A 20,193-nucleotide genomic window follows, 5' to 3' on the forward strand; every position below is an offset into this window, starting at 1 on the left:
CGAGGCCCGAGGTTCCCGGCCCCCGGGTTCCCAGACTCCGAACTCAGTAGACTGGACCCATGCCCATCGCGATCCTCGGCCCCACGGCCTCCGGCAAGTCCGCCGTGGCGGTGGCCGTGGCCCGCCGGGTGGGGGGCACCGTGGTGAATGGCGATCCCTACCAGGCCATCGCGGGCCTCGCCATCGGCACGGGCCAGCCGGACACGGCCGAGCAGGGCGGCGTGCCCCACCTGGGCTACGGCGAACTGCCCCTCTCGACCCGCCCGAACCCCACGGTCTTCGGGGCCTGGGTGCGGGGGCGACTCTCGGCCTGTCGTGAGCCCGTTCTGGTGACGGGATCGGGCCTCTATCTGCGGGGCATCTGGGACCAGCTCAGCGCTCTGCCGGAGGTGCCACCCGCCCTGGTGACGCGTGTGCGGCGCTGGGGTTCCGCTCTGGGGGCACCTGCGCTGCACCGCTACCTGGCCGTGGTGGACCCGGCCCGGGCCGCGGCCCTGCATGCCAACGACAGCGCCCGGATCCAGCGGGCCCTGGCCCTGCACCTGGCCACCGGACGGGTCCCTTCGACCTTCCTGGCCGGTCTGGATACGGCTATTCCGGCTGGTTGGCGGGTCCTGGTGGTCACGCCCGGTCGTGAGCGCCAGCGGGAGCGGGTGGCTGCCCGGGTGGCCGCCCAGGTTCGGACGGGCTGGCCGGAGGAGGTGCGGGGCCTGGTGGCCGCGGGCCATGGGGCGGACCTGCTGGCGCTACGACCCCTGGGCTATGCCGCCTGGATGGCGGGGGGCGAGCCCGCTGCCCTTCAGGCCACGGTGGTGCAGGAGACCCAGGCCTACGCCAAGCGCCAGGCCACCTGGTTCCGGAACCAGCTGTCCGGTGCGCCCACCTGGGATCCCGACACCGAGCCGCTAGCGGTGGCCTTCGCACGGCTGGGCCTGGCATGACACCGGCCATCTGGTACGAGGGCAGAACCTCCCTGGAGCTGTTGCGCGACGCGGACTGGGCCTGGATCGGACTGCGGTCCGGCGATGGCCTCAACCGCCTGCACAGCGACCTGCTGGTGGCGCTGGATCGCCTGTTCCTCGAGCTGCGCGCCGCCGGTGTGCGCCGGGTCGCCCTCAGCAGCGCCGGCTGGATGGCGGGCTGGGGCCATCACTTCTCGGCGGGGGCAGATCTGCACGAGGTGGGCGCCCTGGATCCCGTGTCGGCGGAGCCCTTCGCCCGGCGGGGCCAGCGCGTGATGGGCCACCTCCTCTGGCCCGGCTGGCGCACACTCACGTTGATCTCGGGCGTGGCCATGGGGGGCGGCTGCGACCTGGCCTTGCATGGCCGGGAGCGCTGGGCCGTGGCGGCGGACCCCATCACAGGAAAGGGTGGCCTGCGCTTGGCCCACCCTGCCGCGAAACACGGCATCCTCACGGGCTTCGGGGGCACGGTGCGCCTGCCGGAGATCCTGGGCCGCGAAGGGGCGGATCGATTGTTTCGGCATTTCGAGACCTGGGGCACGGCCGACGCGCTCGCCGCGGGAGCCGTGCAGCGCATCCTGGAGCCTGGAGCGGCGCGGGCCGCCGTGCTCGATTGGCTGAAGGCTACCGTCCCGCCGCCGCGATGATCGCGGGAACGGCCATGGCGGCGATGAGGCCGCAGCAGCAGAGGAGGATGAGGGGGGTCAGCGCGGCACAGACGCCCCGCCAGGTGTCGGTCTTGTGCATGCGGGCCAGGCCCATGCCGATGACTACCATGCCAGCGATCTGCACCAGGAAGCCGATGTAGGGGATGAGGCCGCCGATCTGGATGAAGGCGGAGGCGTAGCCGTAGGCGCGGATGGTCTGGCCCATTCCCACACCGGGCTTGAGGCCACCCCACAGCCACAGGAAGACGTGGTTGAAGAACCCCCCGACAACCATGCCCAGGAAGGTGAAGAGCGGCATGAGCAGCAGGATGGCGCCGAAGATGAGGGGCATGACGGCGGCGATGGTCCTGCCCTCGCTTTTGCCGGTCTGCTCCAGGGCGGCAAGGATGATGCCCATGCCCACGAAGAAAAAGAGCAGGGCCATGATGAGGAAGACCGGAATCGACAGCAGCAGTAGGAAGCGCCAGGGTGCGCCGAGGCCCTCGGTGGCGGGCACGCGGTCGAAGAGTTCCATGGGGTTGCTGAAGACCAGCCGGAACATGGCGCCGATCCGGGCCCAGAAGCCGGGAATGGCTTCGATGTCCTCGAAGGGGATGGGGCGGAGGAGCGGCGCCTCCAGCGGTGGCGGGGCGAAGGCCGGCGGCGGCAGGGAGGGTGGCTCATCCAGCGGGATGATCGGGGGCAGGGCATCGTAGGGGCCGGTGGTCTCGCTCATCCGTCGCTCCGGGAATGCGCTCAAACCTATCACGCTTCGCGGAAGTCCTTCGGGGCCAGCCCCAGCTTTTCCAGACGCGAGAGGAGCGTGGAAGGGGCCAGGCCGGCCAGGGCGGCGGCGCCGTCCGTCCCGGCGATCTTGCCGCGGGTGTGGTGGAGCAGGCGCTCCAGGTAGACGCGCTCCTGGGCTTCCCAGGTGAGGGGGCGGCCGGCCCGGTCGCTGCCACCCCGGGCGGGCAGGGCGCCGGGGGGCAGGCGCAGTTCGCGCCCCGCCGAGAGGATGGCGGCGCGTTCCAGGACGTTGTGCAGTTCGCGCACATTGCCGGGCCAGGGGTAGGCCTCCAGCTGCTCCCGCACGGCGCCGGGCAGGTGGATGGGCGGGCGGCGATTGTCCCGGGCGAACCGGTCGAGGAAGGCCTCGGCCAGGGCCGGGATGTCATCGGGCCGCTCGCGCAGGGGCGGAATGTGGATGGGGAAGACGCTGAGCCGGTAGAAGAGATCCTCGCGGAATCGCCCCTCGGCCACGGCCTTGCGCAGGTCCGTGTGGGTGGCGGCCACGAGGCGCACATCCACCTTGCGGGACTTCTCGGCGCCCAGGGGATCGATCTCCTTTTCCTGGATGGCGCGCAGCAGCTTGGGCTGGAGGTCCAGCGGCAGGTCGCCGATCTCGTCGAGGAAGAGGGTGCCACCGTCGGCCAGCTCGAACCGTCCCTTCCGGGCCGAGGCCGCGCCGCTGAAGGCGCCCTTCACGTGACCGAAGAGCTCGGATTCGATGAGCGTCGCCGGCAGGGCGCTGCAGTTCACCTTGATGAAGGGCCGCTCGCGGCGGGGCGAGAGGTGGTGGAGGGTCTGGGCCACCTTCTCCTTGCCCGTGCCGGTCTCGCCCGTGATGAGCACCGTGGTCACGGTGGCGGCCACCTGGCGGAGCTGGTCGAGGATGGTCCGCATGGCGGGGCTCTCGGCACGCAGGGGCTCCTGGAGCACATCCCGCCGCTGGACTTCGCGGAAGTAGCTGACCTCCTCTGCCAGGTTGCGTTCCCGCTCGGCGAGCCGGAGCAGGTGCTCCGCCTGCTTGAGGCCCAGCGCCAGCAGGGAGGCGAAGACGCCCACGTGGTGCAGCACGCTGTCGGGATACTGGCGGCAGACCATGGCATCCAGGGTCATGAGGCCGAAGGTCTCGCCGCGGCTGCGCAGGGGCGCCACCAGGCAGCTGTGGCCGTGGGGCATCTCCAGCAGGCCGTGGAAGGTGTCCTCGCCGGGATCATCCTCCTCGAAGGTGGCGGGCTTGGAGCGCGGCTTGAGGGCGTGCAGGAGGCGCAGGTTCCCCCGGATGGGGATGATGGCCTCCGTGAGCTGGGGCGTGGCCAGGGGGCCCACGGCGTAGGCCACCCGCAGGGCCTCCCCTTCGCGGAGCAGCACCGTGGCCAGGTCGTAGGGCACCAGCTGGCCCAGGCGCTCGAAGGCATGGACCACCATGCGCTCCGGCTCCTCGCCGAGGGTGAGGAGGGCACCGGCTTCCTCCACCAGGCGGGCACCCGTGAGGGCGGTCTCGAGATCCGGCGCGGCCACGGGCACCTCCAGCCTGATTCTCGGCATTTCGAGACTCCGGTCAAGCTACCGGGAGTTAAACGCTTCGCTAGTCCGAAAGGTATACTTCCCTAGACCTGTAAGGACAAGCTTGACCCCAGACGCCCCCACCTTTGGTTCCTACCGTCTGCTCGCCCGCCTGGGCGAGGGGGCCATGGGCGAGGTCTGGAAGGCTCTGGACCTGCGCCTTGAGCGCGAGGTGGCCCTCAAGATCCTCAAGGATGCGGACGACCTGCGCCGCAAGGCGCTCATCGGCGAAGCCAAGCTGGCCTGCCAGCTCAACCACCCGAACATCGCCCACATCTACGATGCCGGGGAGGTGGACGGCACGCCCTATATCGCCATGGAACTGGTGGAGGGCGACACCCTCCGCGCCCTGGTGGGCCGCCCCTTGGAGGGGAGCGCCCTCCAGGATCTGGCCCGTCAGGCTGCCTCGGCCCTCTCCCACGCGCACCAGAAGGGCATCGTCCACCGGGATATCAAGCCCGAGAACATGCTCCTCACGGACGACGGCCAGCTCAAGATCCTGGATTTCGGCATCGCCCGCCGCGGCGTCGAGGACCTTCCCCTGGGGCAGACCTCCCATCACATGACCCTGGTCGAGAGCACCGCACCGGGGTACAGCCAGGGCACCCCGGCCTACATGAGCCCCGAGCAGGCCAACGGCCAGCCGCTCACCGGGCAGTCGGACCAGTTCAGTCTGGGCGTGGTGCTGTACGAACTCGCCACGGCGACCCACCCCTTCCGCCGACCCAGCCTGGTGGACACGCTCTACGCGGTGACGCGGGACGAACCGAGGCCCCTGTCCGAGCTCCGTCCCGACCTCCCGCGCACCCTCCAGGATGCCATCCATCGCCTGATGTCGAAGGCGGCCAAGGACCGTTTCCCCAACCTGCAGGCCCTGGCGGCCGGGTTGGCCGAAGACACCGCCACGGCCAATGTGCCGCACCTCAGCCTGTCGGTGGCGCGGCTCCAGAAGCCCAGGCGCTGGTGGATCCCGGCTTCCGTGGTGGCCATCCTGGTGGCGGGGGCGGCTCTCGGAATTTTCGTGGTCCGCCGGACGATGGCGACGGGCCTGGGCGAAGCGCGGCGCGCCTCGCGGGAGGACTTCACCAAGGGGCGGCGGGTGGTGGCGATCCTGCCCCTGGAGCAGCTGCAGCCGGATACGGAGCACGCATGGCTGAGCAACAGCTTCGCGGATGCGATGGCCTATGGGCTTGTCCGGCGCGAGGACCTGCTGGTGGTGGACCGCCTGCGGGTGGCGGAGGCCATGAACCAGCTGGGCGACACGCCAGGCCGGGCTCCGAGGGCCCTGGGCGAGCTGGGGCGCCAGCTCAAGGCTGAGCTGCTGGTGCTGGGCAGCTACCAGGTGGTGGGTGGTCAGCTCCGCATGGGAGTCCGCGTGGTGGACGTGGCCCACGGGGCCACTCGGCACCAGTTCCAGCTGGACCGGCCCCTCGCGGATCTGCTGAAGCTGGAGGACGAACTGCAGCAGCGGCTGCCCCAGGAGATGGGCCTGGGCAGCGATTCCGGCGCGCCGCGGGTCCAGGCGAGGAATCCGCGCACGCGGGAACTCTACACGAAAGCGCTTCAGGTCATCACGGACGGCAACCAGGACTCGGTCCAGCTGGCCAACTCGCTGCTGCAATCCGCCATCGAGATCGAACCGGACTACGCCCCGGCCCGGGCCGAGTACGCGTGGACCCTGGCGGAGCTGGGCGCCACCAGGGCTCTGAGCCAGGGCCGGTTCGACGAAGGTCAGGCCCTGTTGCGCCAGGGGAAGGCGGCCGCCGAGGCGGCCATCAACCTGGATCCCGGAGCCTCTCAGGCCTACCGCGCCCTCGGCTCCATCCTGCTCCGGCTGGGAGATCTGGATGGGGCCAGCCGTTCGGCCCTTCAGGCGGTGCGTCTCGACCCGGCCGACCACAAGGCCTACGACGTGCTGGCGGATGTCTTCGCCGGCCTGGAGGGGGAGGACAACCATCAGGCGGCCCGCCGCTACTTCGAGAAGTCGCTGGCGCTGTTTCCGGAGGGCTGGCAGGCCCACCATCGCTACGGCGTGCTGCTGCAAAACGAAGGTGAGTTGCGGTTGGCCCTGCAGCACGCGGACCGCGCGGTGGCGCTGCGCCCCGCCGCGGAGTACGCCTACGTCACGGCCGCGGATGCCTTGCTGTGGATGGGCCGCGCGCCGGAGGCCGAGATCCGGCTCCGGGCCGGCCTCCGCGAAGTGCCGAACTCCAATGTCCTGCGCAGCCTCATGGCCTATGCCGCCTGGGACCATCAGGACTTCGGGACCGCCGAAGGATACTTGCGCGAACTGGACGGCGCCTGGCCCGCCGACCACTCCAGCACCCTGCTCTTGGCGGGCCTGAAGAAGGCCATAGAGGGGGACGCCACAGGGGCTCTGACCCTGTTCGAGGGGTACCGACAGAAGCTCCTGGCCTCGGACCTGGCCGCCAAGAAGCACAATGAAAAGCGAGTGCTTTCCGTGAATCTCTACTTCATGGCCCGCACGGCGGCGAAGCTGGGTGGGGCCGCCGAGGCCCGCAACCTGGTGGATCTCGCCGACCGGCTGCATCCGGGCAAGCGCCGGGTGGCACAGCAGGATCCGGTTTTCCGCTAAGACCAGGCCGTGCCGCGGGCCTCGGCCATGAGGGTCTCGATGCGGCTGCGGACCTCGACCATCAGGGACTCCCGGTCGACATGCGCGGCGGGATCCACGGGCTCACCCACCACGACCACGTAATGGCCTGGACGGAGCCGGATGCTGTCTGGCGGAAGCACCTCACGCCCGCCCACAGTGGCCATGGGCACGATGGGTACGCCTGCATCCAGGGCCAGGGCAAAGCCCCCCTTTTTGAAAGGGAGCATTCCGCCTGTTCGGCTGCGGGTGCCCTCCGGGAAGATCACCACGCTCTTGCCGCCCCGGATCTCGTTGGCGGCTTCGCGGATGCTCCTGATGGCCCGCTCTCGGTCGCCCCGGTCGATGAAGATGGCGCCCGCGACCCAGGCGGCCCAGCCGACGAAGGGCAGGTATTTCACTTCCTTCTTGGCGATGTAGACCGCCGGGATTGGCAGGGCGCCGATCAGGACCGGCGGGTCCATCTGGCTTTCATGGTTGGACATGAAGATGACGGGCTGGCGCCCCTCCCGGATGGTCTCGGGCAGGCGTTCCCAACCCTTGAGGGTGAAGGGGATGTGGCAGAACCAGGCCATGCCTTTGGCATACAGCGGCCCGATGGTGAAGAAGGCCCGCCTCCGCCCCAGGAAGGGGACGGCCAGCAGGATCCCGATCACGACAGCCGGCACCAGGACCATGCCCCAGACGGCCATCACAACCGCGCCCCCTCCCGTGTTTCGCCAGTTGGCCACGACGCCCCCCCGTGCTATTCAAACTAGCAGTTCCGGAGGTCACCCGTGGGCATCACCGAACAGATCCTGACCGATCACGCCGCGCGCAAGGATCCTGACGGCGTCACCTGGTTCACGGCGGCAGACCTCGCACGGCTGGGCATCCACGACCGGCTCTTCACCATCATGCAGACCGTCCAGCACACCCTCCGCCTGCGGCGCGCGAAACAGGTGGTTGAAAGCCACGGCTGCACGGACCGGTGGTGCCTGGAGGACACCCACTGAAAGGCGATCCCGGACCGGGCGCTTACACGCGCTTCAGCCAGCTCTCGCGCCAGTAGAGGACATTGTTCCGCGGACAGTTCTTGCTGCAGGGACCCTGACAGGTCACGCCTTTCAGAGAGACCGTGTGGGCCAGGCTGATCATCTTCCCCGTCTGCTCCAGGATGATCCGCTCGAGCTTGTGCTCGACCTGGAATCGCTTGCCGACGTGCTCGGTCATGCCCGGCTCGAAGGCGAGCCCGCAGTTCTTCCCGTCGGGGTCGAGGGTGCCCTGGATCTCCTCGAAGCTGCGGACCTCCACCCAGTCTCCAGGCCGGAGTTCGAGGTCGCCCTTCGGATTCTTCCGGTGAGAGCCGGCCAGCGCGCCGACCTTCCGGAATCCGAACAGCCCGAGAAGGCGGTTGAAGGTGGTGGTGATGAAGATCCGGAGGAAATCAGGAATCGTCAGCTCGCCCCTGCGGATCTCCGTGAAGAAGTTGGCGAGGTTCCAGCGGGACATGGGTCGGGTGGCCGCAAGCAACTCGGTGGACTGACAGACATACCGGCCCTCCCGCCGGGTGGGGAGTTGCGTGAGGGCGCCGTCGGAACTCGCCCCGGGTGGCTCTGGGCTGGTCGCTTGTTCCGCGGGGTGAAGCCAGGCCTCCTTCCAGAAGAACAGGCAGTTCCGCTGGCACTCGTCGTGCGAGGAGCCGTCGCACCGGAGATCCTCCAGGAGGACCGTTCCAGCCATGCGACGGAGTCCGGCACCCTCCACGCAGGTTTTGTCGGCGTTGCGGTGGACGCTGGCGCGGGTGCCGCAGAACCTCACCATTTCCGGCATGAAGGGCAGGCCCTCCAGCTTTCCATCGGCATCCAGCGTGGCGGCGATCTCAGTCGCGCTGCGGATGAGGACGGCTTGGCCCTGACGGAAGCCTTGGGAGGCGGCGGAATTCATGGGTGATCCGCAGGTGGTGAGTCAGACGCGTGCGATCCTACCCGAAGGCATGAAACGCACACGCAGACATTGGAGGTGGATAGCAAAGAACAGGCCATGATATGCCCGAACTCATGCCTGCCGTCCACCGCTTTCCACTCTGCGATCGGGGCTCAGGCTTGCGCCACCGCCTCCAGGGCCACGGCGCGCGGATGCAGGATCTGGTTCTCCAGGTAGATGTGGAGGTGGAGATCCTGCTCCAGGGTCTCAAATCCATCATAAAGGGCGCGGAAGGTCGCACAGCCGTCGGCAGGCACGGTGTAGGCGCTGGTGAGCTCGCGCAGCTCGACCAGCAGGGCGCCCACGGCCTCATGCTCCATCTCCATCACGCGGATGGGGCTCTGGACGGTGCCGAAACAGGATGATCCCGACTGGCCCTGTTCCATCTGCCGGATGAAGGGGAAGAGGATCTGCTCTTCCTTCATCATGTGCGGCATGAGGTCAGCCACCAGGGCCCGGTAGAGCTCGCCCACGCGGCCCAGCTCGGGGTGACGCTCGCCATGGGCCCGGAGCACCTTCTCGAGCAGCAGCTCGAGGCGGGGCATCTCCTCCCGGAGGTAGTCGTGGTGGGTGGTCACGATGTGCTGGGTGAGATCCGCGAGGGGGGCCTGGGCCCAGTCCCGGGGAGAGGGGACGCCGGCCTGGAAGGGTTCGAGGGTCTCCAGATTCTTCAGGACCTCGGCCGGAGCCTGATTCGCCACCCGGCAGGCTTCCTCAAGGCTGCGATGTCCGCCACAGCAGTAGTCGATGCCCAGGCGCTCGAAATAGCGCATGGTTTCGGGCCTCGCCATCACCAGCTCGCCCACCTTGGTGTTCAGTTCCACGTTCATGCCGGCTCCTTGGTGGGGGCCATCCCCGACTTCAAAGATGAGGCCTCTGGGCCGTGAGGAACATCACATCTTGACTAAAAAGGTCATGTTTTCTTTAATACCTAAAGACTCAGATCCAACAAATTGATTTCATTGATTTTAATCCACCGTGATGGATTTGGAGACGTTCTTGGGGGCGTCCGGGTGGACGCCGTGATCCGCCACGGTCAGTCGATCCAGGTATTCCATCTTCAGCACCGACATGCGGAAGGCCAGGCGCTGCAGGGCGACGGAGGCCGCGAAGACGAAGAGGTTGGGATCGCCGCTGGAGGGCACCTCGATGTACTTTGACCAGTAGCGGTCCTGGCCCATGGGCCGGCCGGACACGGCCGCCGCCAGCTCAGGGTTCCTCTCCGCGATGAGCAGGATGTCGGCGCCGCGGATCTTGTGGGTGTGGATCTGGCTGATGGTGATGCGCACGTCGCGCTCCTCGCTGGGGCACACGAAGAGCAGGGGATAGTTGGAGAAGCGCGTCTCCACCAGCTCGGGCCAGGCCTTGAGGGCTTCGATGCCGCCGGCGAAGGGGCGGCCGTCGCGGTGCTGCTCGTAGACTTCCAGCAGGCTCGCCAGGTCCTGGATGGAGAACAGGGTGTTCTTGCCGAGGATGGTGTTGGGGCCGTGCTTGAACTCGGCGGCGTCGTAGCCTTCGGCATGGTTCAGGACCACCTCGCGGATCTTGAGGGCGCCCTCCCGGGCCAGGCCGATGAGGTTCGTGCCCAGGATGTGCAGCGAGGGCTCCAGATAGAGCCGTTTCGCGGCCTCCTCCACGTCGGTCCCGCACATCTTCAGCGTGTCGGTGATGAGACCCTTGGCCCGCTCCAGGTTCGCGGCGATCTTGCGCTCGGTCAGGGAGAAGGAGGCCGCCAGCACATAGAGGATTGCCACCTGGTTGAGGAAGCTCTTGGTGGCGGCCACGGCGATCTCAGGGCCGCAGAGGATGGGCAGGTAGAACTCGGAGAGCTCTTGGGGGATGCGGCTGTTCTCGTTGTTCACCAGCGAGATGCGGCGCAGGGCCGGCACGCGGGCGCGCACATCCGTGAAGATGTCCACCAGGTCCTTGGTCTCGCCCGATTGGGTGATGCCGAGGAGGAGGTCACCCGGCTGGAGGGTGTTCAGGTACATGGACCGGAAGATGCCCGGGTTGCACGGGAAGACGGCCACGCCGGCCAGGTTGTTGAAGAAGGTTCCGGCCACCAGGGCCGCATGGTACGAGGTGCCGGAGGCCACCAGGAACACGCGGCCGCCCTCCTTCTGGGTTTCGCGGATGGCCTGCACCAGTTCCTGCAGGTGGCGCGTCACCCGGCGCTGCTTCTTCCACACGAGGAGCAGATCGAAGAGGGCCAGGGCTTCCGGGGCCTGGGGATCCAGGCGGCCGAGGTCCACCAGCAGCTGGCGTTCATCGGATACCGGATGGCCCTGGCGGGCTCGCAGCGCATCGGCGTGGGGCTTCACGCGGGCGGCCAGCTCCTGGTGGACCGGGTCCACCTGCAACGCCTTGAAGCCCTTCGCCAGGGCGGATTCATCTGGCGCTTCGTACAGGGCCAGCACCTTGCCCACCATGGCCTTGCAGAGATCCTGGCGGTCCTCGAAGGCGGCAAACAGGCCCTCGGTTTCCGGCGCGCTGAAATAGTAGCGCAGCACTTCGTCGAGGTTGTCGGGCACCGAGGCGATCTCCTGCTCCATGAAGTAGTGGAAGGGAGCCCGGAGGCCTGTATCGCGCACGTTCAGCTTGGAACGCTTGGGACGGGGGACGGAGAAGGCCAGCTCTTTCCCGAGGCTGAAGACCAGGTATTCGCGCTCGGTGAACCAGATGCCCTCGCCCTCGGACAGGGGAATGAGCATGCGCGTCTTGGAGAGCACGGAGGTGAGGTCACTGGAGACCACCACGAACTCGCCGTGGGCATCCGTGCCGAGGCCCGCGTAGAGCGAGGAGCCGGACTTCACGGCGACCACGCCGGGCGCCTTGGGATCGGCGAAGGCCGCCGCGTACGAACCCTCCGCCTTCGCATCGGCTTTCCGTGCGGCATCCAGCAGGAGGAACGCCTCATCCGGAATGGCCGCCTTCAGCCCAGCGGCAGAGTAGGCGGCTCGGCAAGCGGCCAGAGCCGGCCCGGGCTCCGCCAGGTTGCCGGCATAGGCGGCTTCGGTGAGGTGGGTGATCATCTCGCCGTCGTTGTCGGAGACCACGGCATGGCCCTGCGCGGTGAGGGCGGGCTTGAGAGCGTCCGTATTGGAGATGTTGCCGTTGTGGGCGCCCACGATCTCCACCTTGCAGCGCACGTGGTGGGGTTGGCTGTTCACGTCTGTCACAGCGCCGTAGGTGGCCCAGCGGACCTGGCCGATGAAGCGCTGGCCAGGCTCCTGGTCGATGCCCAACTCCGGCACCACCCGGCTGGGGGCGCCGACTTTCTTCAGGAGCCTGATGGCGCCGTCCGCGCCGATGAAGGAGGCCCCGGTGGAGTCATAGCCACGGTACTCAAGCCGCTTCAGCAGCTCCCCGGCCTCGTGCCCCATGGCGGCGACTTCTGATCCATAGCAAAGCGACACGATTCCACACACGGGGCGACTCCAGAGGACCAGTCCAACCGACCATCTTGGTGGGTTTCACGGGAACCTTCAAATTGAATTGGAAGCGTTGATCAGGGAACCGGGTCGATGCCCCCGCTCGTCAGCGGCGAGCAGCGGATGAGGCGCCAGGTGGTGAGCAGGCCGCCCCGCAGGGTGCCGTACTTCTGGATGCAGGCCAGGCCGTAGTGGCTGCACGTGGGCGTGAACTTGCACTGGGTGGGCAGGTGGCTCGACAGCGTGACCTGGTAGGTGCGGATCGCGCCCCGGCAGACCCAGGCGGTGGGCTGGAAGGCCACGGGCAGGAAGGCCTCCAGCACCAGGTAGAGCCCGAAGGCCGCCAGGGGGTGGGCCAGCAGCCAGGCGATCATCCTAGGCTTTCGCAGCATCCGCCTCGGCCTTGACCTTGCGGGCCTCCTCCAGGAAGGCGGGGACGAGGTCCTCCTCCTTCACCTTCCGGATCAGCTCGCCCTTGCGGTAGATGAGGCCTTCGCCCGCACCGCCGGCCACGCCGAGGTCGGCGTCCTTGGCTTCGCCGGGACCGTTCACCACGCAGCCCATGACGGCGTAGGTGATGTTCTCGTGGTTGATGGCCTTGAGACCCTCCTCGATCTCGTTCGCCACCCGGTTGAGGTCGATCTGCACCCGGCCGCAGCTGGGGCAGCTCACCATGCGGAAGCCGCCGGACCGCAGCGCCAGTGCGCGCAGCATCTCATGGCCCACGCGGCACTCATCCTCGCCGTCGCCGGTGAGGGACACGCGGATGGTGTCGCCCAGGCCTTCGGCCAGCAGGATGCCCATGCCCACGCTGGAGCGGATGGTGCCGCCGAAGGGCGTACCGGCCTCCGTGATGCCCAGGTGGAAGGGGTAGTCCACCTGCTTCGCGAGCAGGCGGTAGGCCTGCACGGTGCGGATGACATCGCTGGCCTTGAGGCTGATCTTGATGTCGCGGAAACCCTCGCGCTCCAGCACGTCGATGTGGCGCAGGGCGCTCTCCACCATGGCTTCGGGCGTGGCGGTGCCGAACTTCTCCAGCAGGTCCTTCTCCAAGCTGCCGCCGTTCACCCCGATGCGGATGGGGATGCCCTTCGACCCGGCCTTGTCCACCACGGCCCGGACCCGATCCTGGCCGCCGATGTTGCCGGGATTGATGCGCAGGCAGGCGGCGCCGCCGTCTGCGGCGACCAGGGCCAGGCGGTAGTCGAAGTGGATGTCCGCCACCACGGGGATGGGGCTGCGGTCGCAGATCTCGTGGAAGACTTCGCCGGCCTTCTTGGTGGGGACGCTCACTCGCACGATTTCGCAGCCGGCGTTGGCGTAGCCGTAGATCTGGTTGACGGTGGCTTCCACGTCCCGGGTGTCCGTCTTGGTCATGCTCTGGACGCTGATGGGGGCGTCCCCGCCCACCGGCACCTTGCCCACCAGGATCTGGCGGGTCTTCCGGCGGGGGGCGAGGGGCTGGGGTTCCTGATCGGACATGGGGCCTCGGATATCAAAGATTCCAGTGTACCCACCTATGGCCCGGGCCGAACGATCCCGGGAAGCGGCCCGGACGGGACCGGTTTCCGGTAAGGGGCCGCCGGCGTGCCGGATGATTCCAGGTGGTGGTGGGCTTGCGCTGGGCCTTGGCAGCCTTGTTACACTGGCCCCTCACCCTGAGGCCCCTATGATCATGAACACTCGCAATCACAACGACGTGCTGATCCTCTACCCCGAGGGGAAGATCACCCTCGGCGACGGCGACCAGGAACTGGGCGAGGCCGTCCGCACCTCGCTTACCAATGGCTCCCGCAAGATCGTGATCAACTTCAGCAAGGTGAGCTACCTGGATTCCTCAGGTGTGGGCGAGCTGGTGGGCTGCTACACCTCGATCAAGGGCAAGGGTGGTGAGCTGCGCATCTGCGGGATGAGCTCCAAGATCTTCAGCCTGATCAAGATGACCAGCCTGCACTCGGTTTTCGAGGTCAAGGACACCGAGGACGAGGCCCTCGCGGGCTTCTAGGGCGGTGCGTCTCCGCGCCGCCCTCGGATGCAGCCTCCTGGCCCTGGTTTCCGCCGTGGGCCAGGAGGCGCCATCCGCCCGGCCGGTGACGGCTGTCCGGGTCGAGGGCGGGGATGCGGATGACCGGCGCTTTGCCGAGGCCGCCCTCGGGCTGAAGCCGGGGCAGATGGTGGACCCAGCGACCTTTCAGCAGGCGCTCGCCGCCGTGCGCCTGGTGGACCGCTACCGCATGGTGGAGGGGAGCCTCGGGGCCAACGGCGAGATCCTCCTGCGCCTGGAACCGCTGGTTCCGGTGGCCGCCTGGCGCTGGGAGGGAGATCCCCTGCCTGCCGATCTGCGCAAGTCCCTGTTGCCGGAACTGAGGAAGGGCCAGCGCCTGGGCCCTCAGCGCCTGGCGGTTCTGGAGCGGAGTGCCGAACAGCGCCTGCGGGAGGCCGGGTACCGCCAGGCCGATGTGAAGGCGATGGTGGAGGCGGAGGGGCGGCAGCTCAAGCTGGTGCTCAGCCTCGGCCCTCCCCGGCTCATCCGCGAAGTCCGCTTGGAAGGGGATCCCGCGCCCTACACGCGGGAGTCCCTGCTGAAAACCGCGGACATCCAGCCCGGTCGCACCCACTGGACGCCTGCGGTCCAGCGAGAGGCCCAGCGGCGCCTGCGCCAGCGGCTGGTGAAGGACCGGCGCATGGAAGGCTTCATCCGCCTCGCCCCTGCCGATGGGGAGGGCAGTGTCCTCGTTCTGGAGGTCAGGCCGGGGCCGAAGGTGAAGCTGAAGGCCAAGGGCCTGAGCCTGCTCGGTCCGTTGTGGGGCCGTCCGCGGCTGTTGGAATTCGTGCCGCTGGCCCGTGCCGAACGCTATGCGCCGAGTCTGCTGGATGAAGGCGACGGCCGGATCGCCGCCTATTACCGCGATCAGGGCTACCCCGAGGTCAAGGTGTCCCATCTCCGCGAGGTGACGGCGGGCACTGCGGAACGGCCCGAAGCCGTGACCATCACGTACACCGTGATCCAGGGGCCCCGCCGGGTCCTCGGCACCGTGAGCTTCGAAGGGAACCGTGAACTGTCGGAGGCAGAGCTGGCGCGGGCCGTGAGCCTGCCCAAGCGGTTCCTCCTCCTGCCGCCCCACGCCAAGGCCGAGGCCATGAAGGCCCTGGAGGACCGTCTCACGGCCTACTACCTCCAGCGAGGCTTCCCCGACGTGCGCGTGCGCCGCCACGTGGAGAGTGGGAAGAGCAGTGCGGTGGATGTGCGTCTCATCATCCGGGAGGGCGCGCGGCGCTTCCTGGGTGCGCTGGTGCTGGAGCTCCCTCCGGATCCCGCCTTCCCCAAGGACCGCCTGGCCCGGAGCCTGCTGCTGGCCCTGGCAGACCGCCCCGTGGCGGTGCGCGGCACCTCGCGCTACCGCTCGGATCGTCGCCACCTGCAGGGTTTCGAGGGCACCCTCGAGACCACGCCCGAAGGAGCGCGCCTGACCTTCAAGCCTGCGCTCCCCCTGGTGCGCAACGACCTGGCGCTGGTGGTCTCAGACCTGCGCCAGCGCCTCTCCTCGGCAGGCTCGGCCGATCCCAAGGTGAAGCTCACTTTCGAGGACGACGATACCCAGCCCCTGGTGCGGATCCAGGTGCCCCCCCAGCCCCTTGACCGCACCCGACGGCTGGTGGTGCAGGGCAGCGATCGGACGCGCGCCGAGGCGGTGCTGCGTGAGACCGGGCTGGCCCAGGGGGTGCCACTGGATCCCGCCAAGCTGGACGAAGCCCAGGTCCAACTCGGCGGCCTCGGGGCCTTCCAGCGGGTGGATTTGCTCACCCTGAAGGATCTTTCCGGTCAGGAGAAGGAACCCTGGCAGCGCGGGGATCTGGCCCTGCGCCTGCAGGAGGGCAGCCCCTGGGTGTTCACCGAATCGTTCGGCTACGACAAGACCCAGGGCTACCACTTCGGCCTGAATGCCCAACGCCTGAATGTGGGCGGCATGGGCCGGACCCTGGATTTCGGTCTCCGGGCTGGGGATCAGACCCTCGACAGTCCCTTCCTCCGGCGGGCCTTTCCCACCGGTGAAATCAAGCGCTCCGTCGACAGCTACAGCATCGGCTACACGGACCCGTGGTTCCTTCCCGGTTCGCTGGACTCGCTGCTGGCGCCCCGCACGCGCTTCCGGATGGAGGGCGCCTACATCGAGGAGGCCCAGGCCGCCTTCTTCGCCCGACGCCGGCGGTTCACACCCAGCCTGGAGTGGAAGGTCGGTCCGGTCCAGGCTGTGCAACTCGGCTACCGCTTCGAGCGGGTCGAAGTGGCCTCCAACACGGATCGCGACGGCAAGCTCCTGCTTGAAGGCCAGGATCTCTTCCTGCTGGCGAGGACACCGCCCCGCAGCATCATTTCCGCGCCCTACCTCCAGATCGCGGTGGATCGACGCGATCGTCCCTACGATCCCACCCAGGGCACCTTCTTTCTGGGCCGGCTGGAGCTGGCGAACCAGTTCTTCGGAACCTCCGCCAATAGCAGTTTCGTGAAGGTGGACCTCCGATACCAGTGGAACTGGCCCGTGGGTTTCCACGCGGAGAACGGCGTGGTCATGATCAGCACCCGATTGGGACTCGCCCGCCCCACCGCGCAGTCCGCCAAGGACCTGCCGCTATCCGAGCGCTTCTTCGGCGGCGGTTCCTTCACCGTGCGCGGTGTGGAGCCGGACATGCTGGGGAACATCCAACACACGGATACCAAGGGCAACGTCCTTGCCCAGCCCATCCCCCTGGGAGGCCAGGCCATTGTGGTGTTGAACCTGGAATACAGGTTCCCGCTGTTCGGATGGCAGAGCGTCTGGGGCGAGGTTTTCGTCGACGCCGGGCAGATCTACCACAGCCCTGCCCCTCTGGATTACAACCTGGATACGAGCACGATTCCGCCCACCCCCAGGCCTATGCCCTTCCAGGCCGCGGCGTACCCTCCTCTGCGCATCACGCCAGGCATCGGTCTGATCCTCAAGCTGGGGTTCCCCCTCAAGATTGAATACGCCGGCGATTGGAAGCGCATCATGGGCCGCCCCCGCACCCAGGACGAACGCGACACCCAGCTCAAGAGCCTGCTGATCTCGGCCGGGTTCCAGTTCTGATCGGTTGCGGAACCGGCAGGAGGCTGTTCGAAATGAAAGTCATGGGCATCGTCGGATGGAGCGGAAGCGGGAAGACCAGCCTGCTGACCCAGGTGCTGCCGATCCTGCAGGAACGGGGGCTCCGGGTCTCCACGATGAAGCACGCCCACCACTGGTTCGACGTGGACACGCCCGGGAAAGACTCCTTCCGGCACCGGGAGGCCGGCGCCTCGGAGGTCCTGGTCGTCACCTCCTCCCGGTGGGTGCTGATGCACGAGTCGCGGGAGGAGCCGGAACCCAGCATCGAGGCGCTCATCGAGCGCATGACGCCGGTGGACCTGCTCCTCATCGAAGGCTTCAAGACCCACCCGCACCCCAAGCTGGAGATCCACCGCCAGTCCGAGGGGAAGCCGCTGCTCTGTGTCGAGGACCCCGGGATCGTGGCCGTGGCCAGTGACCGCCCGCTGCCCGGACTGGCGGTCCCCGTGCTGAACCTCAACGATCCGAGCGCCATCGCCGAGTTCATCCTCGGGTACCTGGGACTGCGGCGGGATTGAAGGGCCGGTGGCCTGGCTGGTTGGTGCGGTTGGGCCGTTCTCCTTCAAGCGTTGAACTCGCCTCTCAATCGGCCTGCTTATCGAGGACTGGCGAGGGTATCTCGCGGAAGTCGCGGCCGGGGGGAATGAGGGGTCAGGCCAGATCGGTGCGATCCCCGCGAGTCGTTGGATGGGAGATGACCAGGAACTCGACGGGATCGCGGAAGGGGTTCTTGAACTGATGGGGCATGCCAGGTGGGATGTGGAGGCCCTCGCCCGCCGAGAGCTGGTGGTCCTCACCATTCAACTCCATGACAGCCTGGCCAGCGAGGATGAAGAAGAACTGCTGTGCGATGGAATGGACATGCCGCGTCTCGGACCTTCCCGGCAGGACCTTCTCCCGGATGACGTGGAGATCGTCGCCCTTGAGAAGATGCCAACCATCGCACTGATCTCCCCACACGTAGTGATCAGCGTTCTGGATCGAGACTGGGCGCATGGAAAGGCTCCAATGGGAGATGGCAAGACGGAAGGAACGAAGCAGCTCTGCCTGGAATCGACTTCAGGGTTTGGAGGCCTCCCAGGAGATCCGGGTGAGCTTCCGGGGAGCAAGGACGGATCGGACCCAGGCGATGCGCCCTTCTGCGTCCACCTCGACCAGCAGGACCCAGCGTGGGGCTCGCGGCCCGGTCTCCGGGACGTCCCTCTCTCCGACCTGGGCGGGCAGTCCGTTGATCTCACGGAGTTGCAGCCGCATGGAGGGGTCCTGCTGCGCGATGAGCAGGAAGAACTGGGCGATGGCACGCGCCCCCAGAATGGGGATCTCGGCAGATGCGTAGATCCCGCCCCCATCCCCGCAGGCCTTGGCATCCGGGGTGAACAGGGACTCCAGGGTCTCCAGGTCCTGGGTGGCCAAGGCTTCCTGGAACCGCCGGAGGGCCCGACCCGTGAGCTCCCGTTTCCTGCTCGTTGGGTAGCTCGGCCGCTTGAGCACTTTCCGCGCCCGGTGCAGGGTCACCTTCACGTTGGATTCTGAAATGCCCAGCAGCCGCGCCGTTTCATCCACGGAATGATCAAACACCTCCCGGAGAAGAAACACCGCCCGCTGCTGGGGACTGAGATCCTCCAGGGCCACCAGGAAGGAATAGGATCCGGTCTCCAACAGGTCGAAATGCTCCTGCGGCGCTTCGATCACGTAGTCGGAGGTGTCCCATTCGACGGGGCCCGGGAGCCAGACCCCCGGATAGGGCCGCGATTTCCTGCGCCGCAGCAGATCCTTGGACAGGTTGACGGCAATGGCCGCCAGCCAGGGGCGAAGGGGAGATTCCTGGTCCGCGGGTGGACGCTTGAGCGCGCGAAGGAAGGTCTCCTGCACGACATCATCGGCATCGGCGGGGGATCCCGTCATGCGGTAGCTGAGCCCCCACAGCAGCTTCCGATGGGCTTCGAAGGCTTCGGCCAGGGCGGTGGAGTCCATGGTCCCCTCGGCATGGGAGGGAAAGGATCGCACGCGCCGACGCCGGAGCCCCTCCGTACTCCGGGTTTGGGTCTGCGATCTGGCTTGCATGGTGATTTCCTGCCCTTTGCCCCCTCCTGGGCCACTGGTTCAGGAGGGGGGCATCCCTAAGATCAAAGGACCTGGCCATCCGGCTGTTGCATCGCAGATGCGCCTACGATCAGCCAGAGGAACCGGGCCTAGTCGCCCGCAAGCAGCGCCGCCGCCGACCGGGCGACGTAGCCCCCAGCCGGAGTCCGGAAACCGATGTTCAGCCGGTTCCAGCCATTGATGGCAATGATGGCCAGGGTCAGATCGACCAACTGGGTCCCGCTGAAATGATTCCGGACCCGTTCGAAAGCCTCATCCGGCACCCCCCCTTCAGGGAGGCGCGTGAGGACTTCAGCCCAGGCCAGCGCAGCCCTTTCCCGCTCGGAATACAGGGCCGCCTCCCGCCAGCTGCTCAGAAGGTAGAGCCGCTGTTCGGTTTCACCCGTGGCCCTCAGTTCCTTGGTGTGCATGTCGAGGCAGAAGGCGCAGCCGTTGATCTGGGAGACCCTCAGCTTGACGAGCTCGACCAGCGACGGCTCCAGCCCCGATTTGCTCACGTGCATTTCCAAGCCCAGCATCGCCTTGAAGGCACCCGATGAAGCCTTGGAGTAATCCAGTCGAGGTTGCATTGCTTCTCCTTCTTCCTGGCATCCATGGCATAAAGCCGCGAAGGATGCTTGTTGTGGGTTTGGCACGCCAGCCAGAGCTCCGCCCGTCCTTGGGATGGGGACCCTGTTTGGCTGCCCCTTCTACAGACGACACGCATCCGGGCGCCGAAAGGTTACAGGTCCATGTGGTTTCTGGAAACCAACAGCCCGGAGGTTCAGATTCGGGCCTTTCTAGACTGGTTGGCGCGGGCGGTCTCGACCATCCGACCGCAGCGGAGCGGAGGGAGGATAGGACGGAATCCGCGGAGCGGATTGCCGCCCGAAGGGCGAGGGGCGGAGCCCCGAGTCACCATGCGTCCGGCTGGGCACGGGCCTGATCGCTTCCGGCGCTCCACTGGAGCGCCGGAAGCGGGCCCACCATCCGACCGCAGCGGAGTGGAGGGAGGAT

18 protein-coding genes are annotated in these 20,193 nt (G+C 67.5%); 7 read left to right on the plus strand and 11 right to left on the minus strand.

What is annotated here, in order from left to right; genetic code table 11:
• Positions 1–59 precede the first annotated feature (59 nt).
• Positions 60–941 (plus strand): tRNA (adenosine(37)-N6)-dimethylallyltransferase, encoded by an 882-nt coding sequence (locus NOV65_RS09580; RefSeq protein WP_257306234.1) that lies wholly within the window; start codon positions 60–62, stop codon positions 939–941.
• A complete protein-coding gene (locus tag NOV65_RS09585) occupies positions 938–1,609 on the plus strand; it encodes an enoyl-CoA hydratase/isomerase family protein (RefSeq protein ID WP_257306235.1) in 672 nt (223 codons plus the stop codon). Before NOV65_RS09580 ends, NOV65_RS09585 begins: the two co-directional genes overlap by 4 nt.
• Here NOV65_RS09585 and NOV65_RS09590 read toward each other — a convergent pair.
• Together NOV65_RS09590 and NOV65_RS09595 are read right to left on the minus strand one after the other, a co-directional pair.
• Complete coding sequence (locus NOV65_RS09590; RefSeq protein WP_257306236.1) at positions 1,587–2,345, minus strand: YIP1 family protein; 759 nt, start codon at positions 2,343–2,345, stop codon at positions 1,587–1,589. The genes NOV65_RS09585 and NOV65_RS09590 overlap by 23 nt on opposite strands.
• A gap of 29 nt (positions 2,346–2,374) precedes the next feature.
• Entirely contained in the window at positions 2,375–3,940 is a 1,566-nt protein-coding gene (locus NOV65_RS09595) for a sigma 54-interacting transcriptional regulator (RefSeq protein ID WP_257306237.1), read from the minus strand.
• Between the two features lie 82 nt (positions 3,941–4,022).
• Here NOV65_RS09595 and NOV65_RS09600 point away from each other — a divergent pair, with 82 nt between their 5' ends.
• Complete coding sequence (locus NOV65_RS09600) at positions 4,023–6,554, plus strand: serine/threonine-protein kinase (RefSeq protein ID WP_257306239.1); 2,532 nt, start codon at positions 4,023–4,025, stop codon at positions 6,552–6,554.
• Here the strand turns inward: NOV65_RS09600 and NOV65_RS09605 are convergent.
• Positions 6,551–7,264 carry a lysophospholipid acyltransferase family protein gene (locus NOV65_RS09605; protein ID WP_257306240.1) on the minus strand — a complete coding sequence of 238 codons (714 nt, stop codon included), beginning with the start codon at positions 7,262–7,264 and terminating at the stop codon, positions 6,551–6,553. The genes NOV65_RS09600 and NOV65_RS09605 overlap by 4 nt on opposite strands.
• A gap of 84 nt (positions 7,265–7,348) precedes the next feature.
• Here NOV65_RS09605 and NOV65_RS09610 point away from each other — a divergent pair, with 84 nt between their 5' ends.
• Positions 7,349–7,567 carry a hypothetical protein gene (locus NOV65_RS09610; protein ID WP_257306241.1) on the plus strand — a complete coding sequence of 73 codons (219 nt, stop codon included), beginning with the start codon at positions 7,349–7,351 and terminating at the stop codon, positions 7,565–7,567.
• A 22-nt stretch (positions 7,568–7,589) separates the two neighbouring features.
• On the opposite strand, the gene NOV65_RS09615 is transcribed toward NOV65_RS09610, so the two are convergent.
• The 5 genes from NOV65_RS09615 to ispG form a co-directional block, all read right to left on the minus strand.
• The gene (locus NOV65_RS09615; protein ID WP_257306242.1) at positions 7,590–8,498 is read right to left on the minus strand and encodes a hypothetical protein; all 909 of its coding nucleotides are present in this window, start codon (positions 8,496–8,498) and stop codon (positions 7,590–7,592) included.
• A gap of 152 nt (positions 8,499–8,650) precedes the next feature.
• Positions 8,651–9,367: an iron-sulfur cluster repair di-iron protein gene (gene ric, locus NOV65_RS09620; protein WP_257306243.1), complete on the minus strand. Its 717-nt coding sequence runs from the start codon at positions 9,365–9,367 to the stop codon at positions 8,651–8,653.
• A gap of 138 nt (positions 9,368–9,505) precedes the next feature.
• The gene (locus NOV65_RS09625; RefSeq protein ID WP_257306244.1) at positions 9,506–11,920 is read right to left on the minus strand and encodes an SIS domain-containing protein; all 2,415 of its coding nucleotides are present in this window, start codon (positions 11,918–11,920) and stop codon (positions 9,506–9,508) included.
• Positions 11,921–12,045: 125 nt separating this feature from the next.
• Positions 12,046–12,270, minus strand: a complete 225-nt coding sequence (gene yidD, locus NOV65_RS09630; RefSeq protein ID WP_425250854.1) for a membrane protein insertion efficiency factor YidD — start codon at positions 12,268–12,270, stop codon at positions 12,046–12,048.
• A gap of 73 nt (positions 12,271–12,343) precedes the next feature.
• Positions 12,344–13,450: a flavodoxin-dependent (E)-4-hydroxy-3-methylbut-2-enyl-diphosphate synthase gene (gene ispG, locus NOV65_RS09635; RefSeq protein WP_257306246.1), complete on the minus strand. Its 1,107-nt coding sequence runs from the start codon at positions 13,448–13,450 to the stop codon at positions 12,344–12,346.
• A 193-nt stretch (positions 13,451–13,643) separates the two neighbouring features.
• On the opposite strand from ispG, the gene NOV65_RS09640 reads away from it, so the two are divergent.
• Genes NOV65_RS09640 through mobB form a run of 3 tightly spaced genes read left to right on the plus strand, consistent with a single transcriptional unit; the run spans position 13,644 to position 17,612 of the window.
• Positions 13,644–13,973, plus strand: a complete 330-nt coding sequence (locus NOV65_RS09640; RefSeq protein ID WP_257306247.1) for an STAS domain-containing protein — start codon at positions 13,644–13,646, stop codon at positions 13,971–13,973.
• Positions 13,974–13,977: 4 nt separating this feature from the next.
• Positions 13,978–17,076: a BamA/TamA family outer membrane protein gene (locus NOV65_RS15560; protein WP_257306248.1), complete on the plus strand. Its 3,099-nt coding sequence runs from the start codon at positions 13,978–13,980 to the stop codon at positions 17,074–17,076.
• A gap of 32 nt (positions 17,077–17,108) precedes the next feature.
• Positions 17,109–17,612, plus strand: coding sequence for a molybdopterin-guanine dinucleotide biosynthesis protein B (mobB, locus tag NOV65_RS09650; protein ID WP_257306249.1), 504 nt, complete (start codon positions 17,109–17,111; stop codon positions 17,610–17,612).
• A 133-nt stretch (positions 17,613–17,745) separates the two neighbouring features.
• On the opposite strand, the gene NOV65_RS09655 is transcribed toward mobB, so the two are convergent.
• The 3 genes from NOV65_RS09655 to NOV65_RS09665 all read right to left on the minus strand — a co-directional run bounded on the left by NOV65_RS09655 (position 17,746) and on the right by NOV65_RS09665 (position 19,766).
• Positions 17,746–18,090, minus strand: coding sequence for a cupin domain-containing protein (locus NOV65_RS09655; protein WP_257306250.1), 345 nt, complete (start codon positions 18,088–18,090; stop codon positions 17,746–17,748).
• Positions 18,091–18,153: 63 nt separating this feature from the next.
• Positions 18,154–19,068, minus strand: coding sequence for a sigma-70 family RNA polymerase sigma factor (locus tag NOV65_RS09660; RefSeq protein ID WP_257306251.1), 915 nt, complete (start codon positions 19,066–19,068; stop codon positions 18,154–18,156).
• A 218-nt stretch (positions 19,069–19,286) separates the two neighbouring features.
• Complete coding sequence (locus NOV65_RS09665) at positions 19,287–19,766, minus strand: carboxymuconolactone decarboxylase family protein (protein WP_257306252.1); 480 nt, start codon at positions 19,764–19,766, stop codon at positions 19,287–19,289.
• Positions 19,767–20,193: the final 427 nt, after the last annotated feature.

The sequence above is a fragment of the Geothrix campi genome, from assembly GCF_024609265.1.
In the GTDB taxonomy this organism is placed as follows: domain Bacteria; phylum Acidobacteriota; class Holophagae; order Holophagales; family Holophagaceae; genus Geothrix; species Geothrix campi.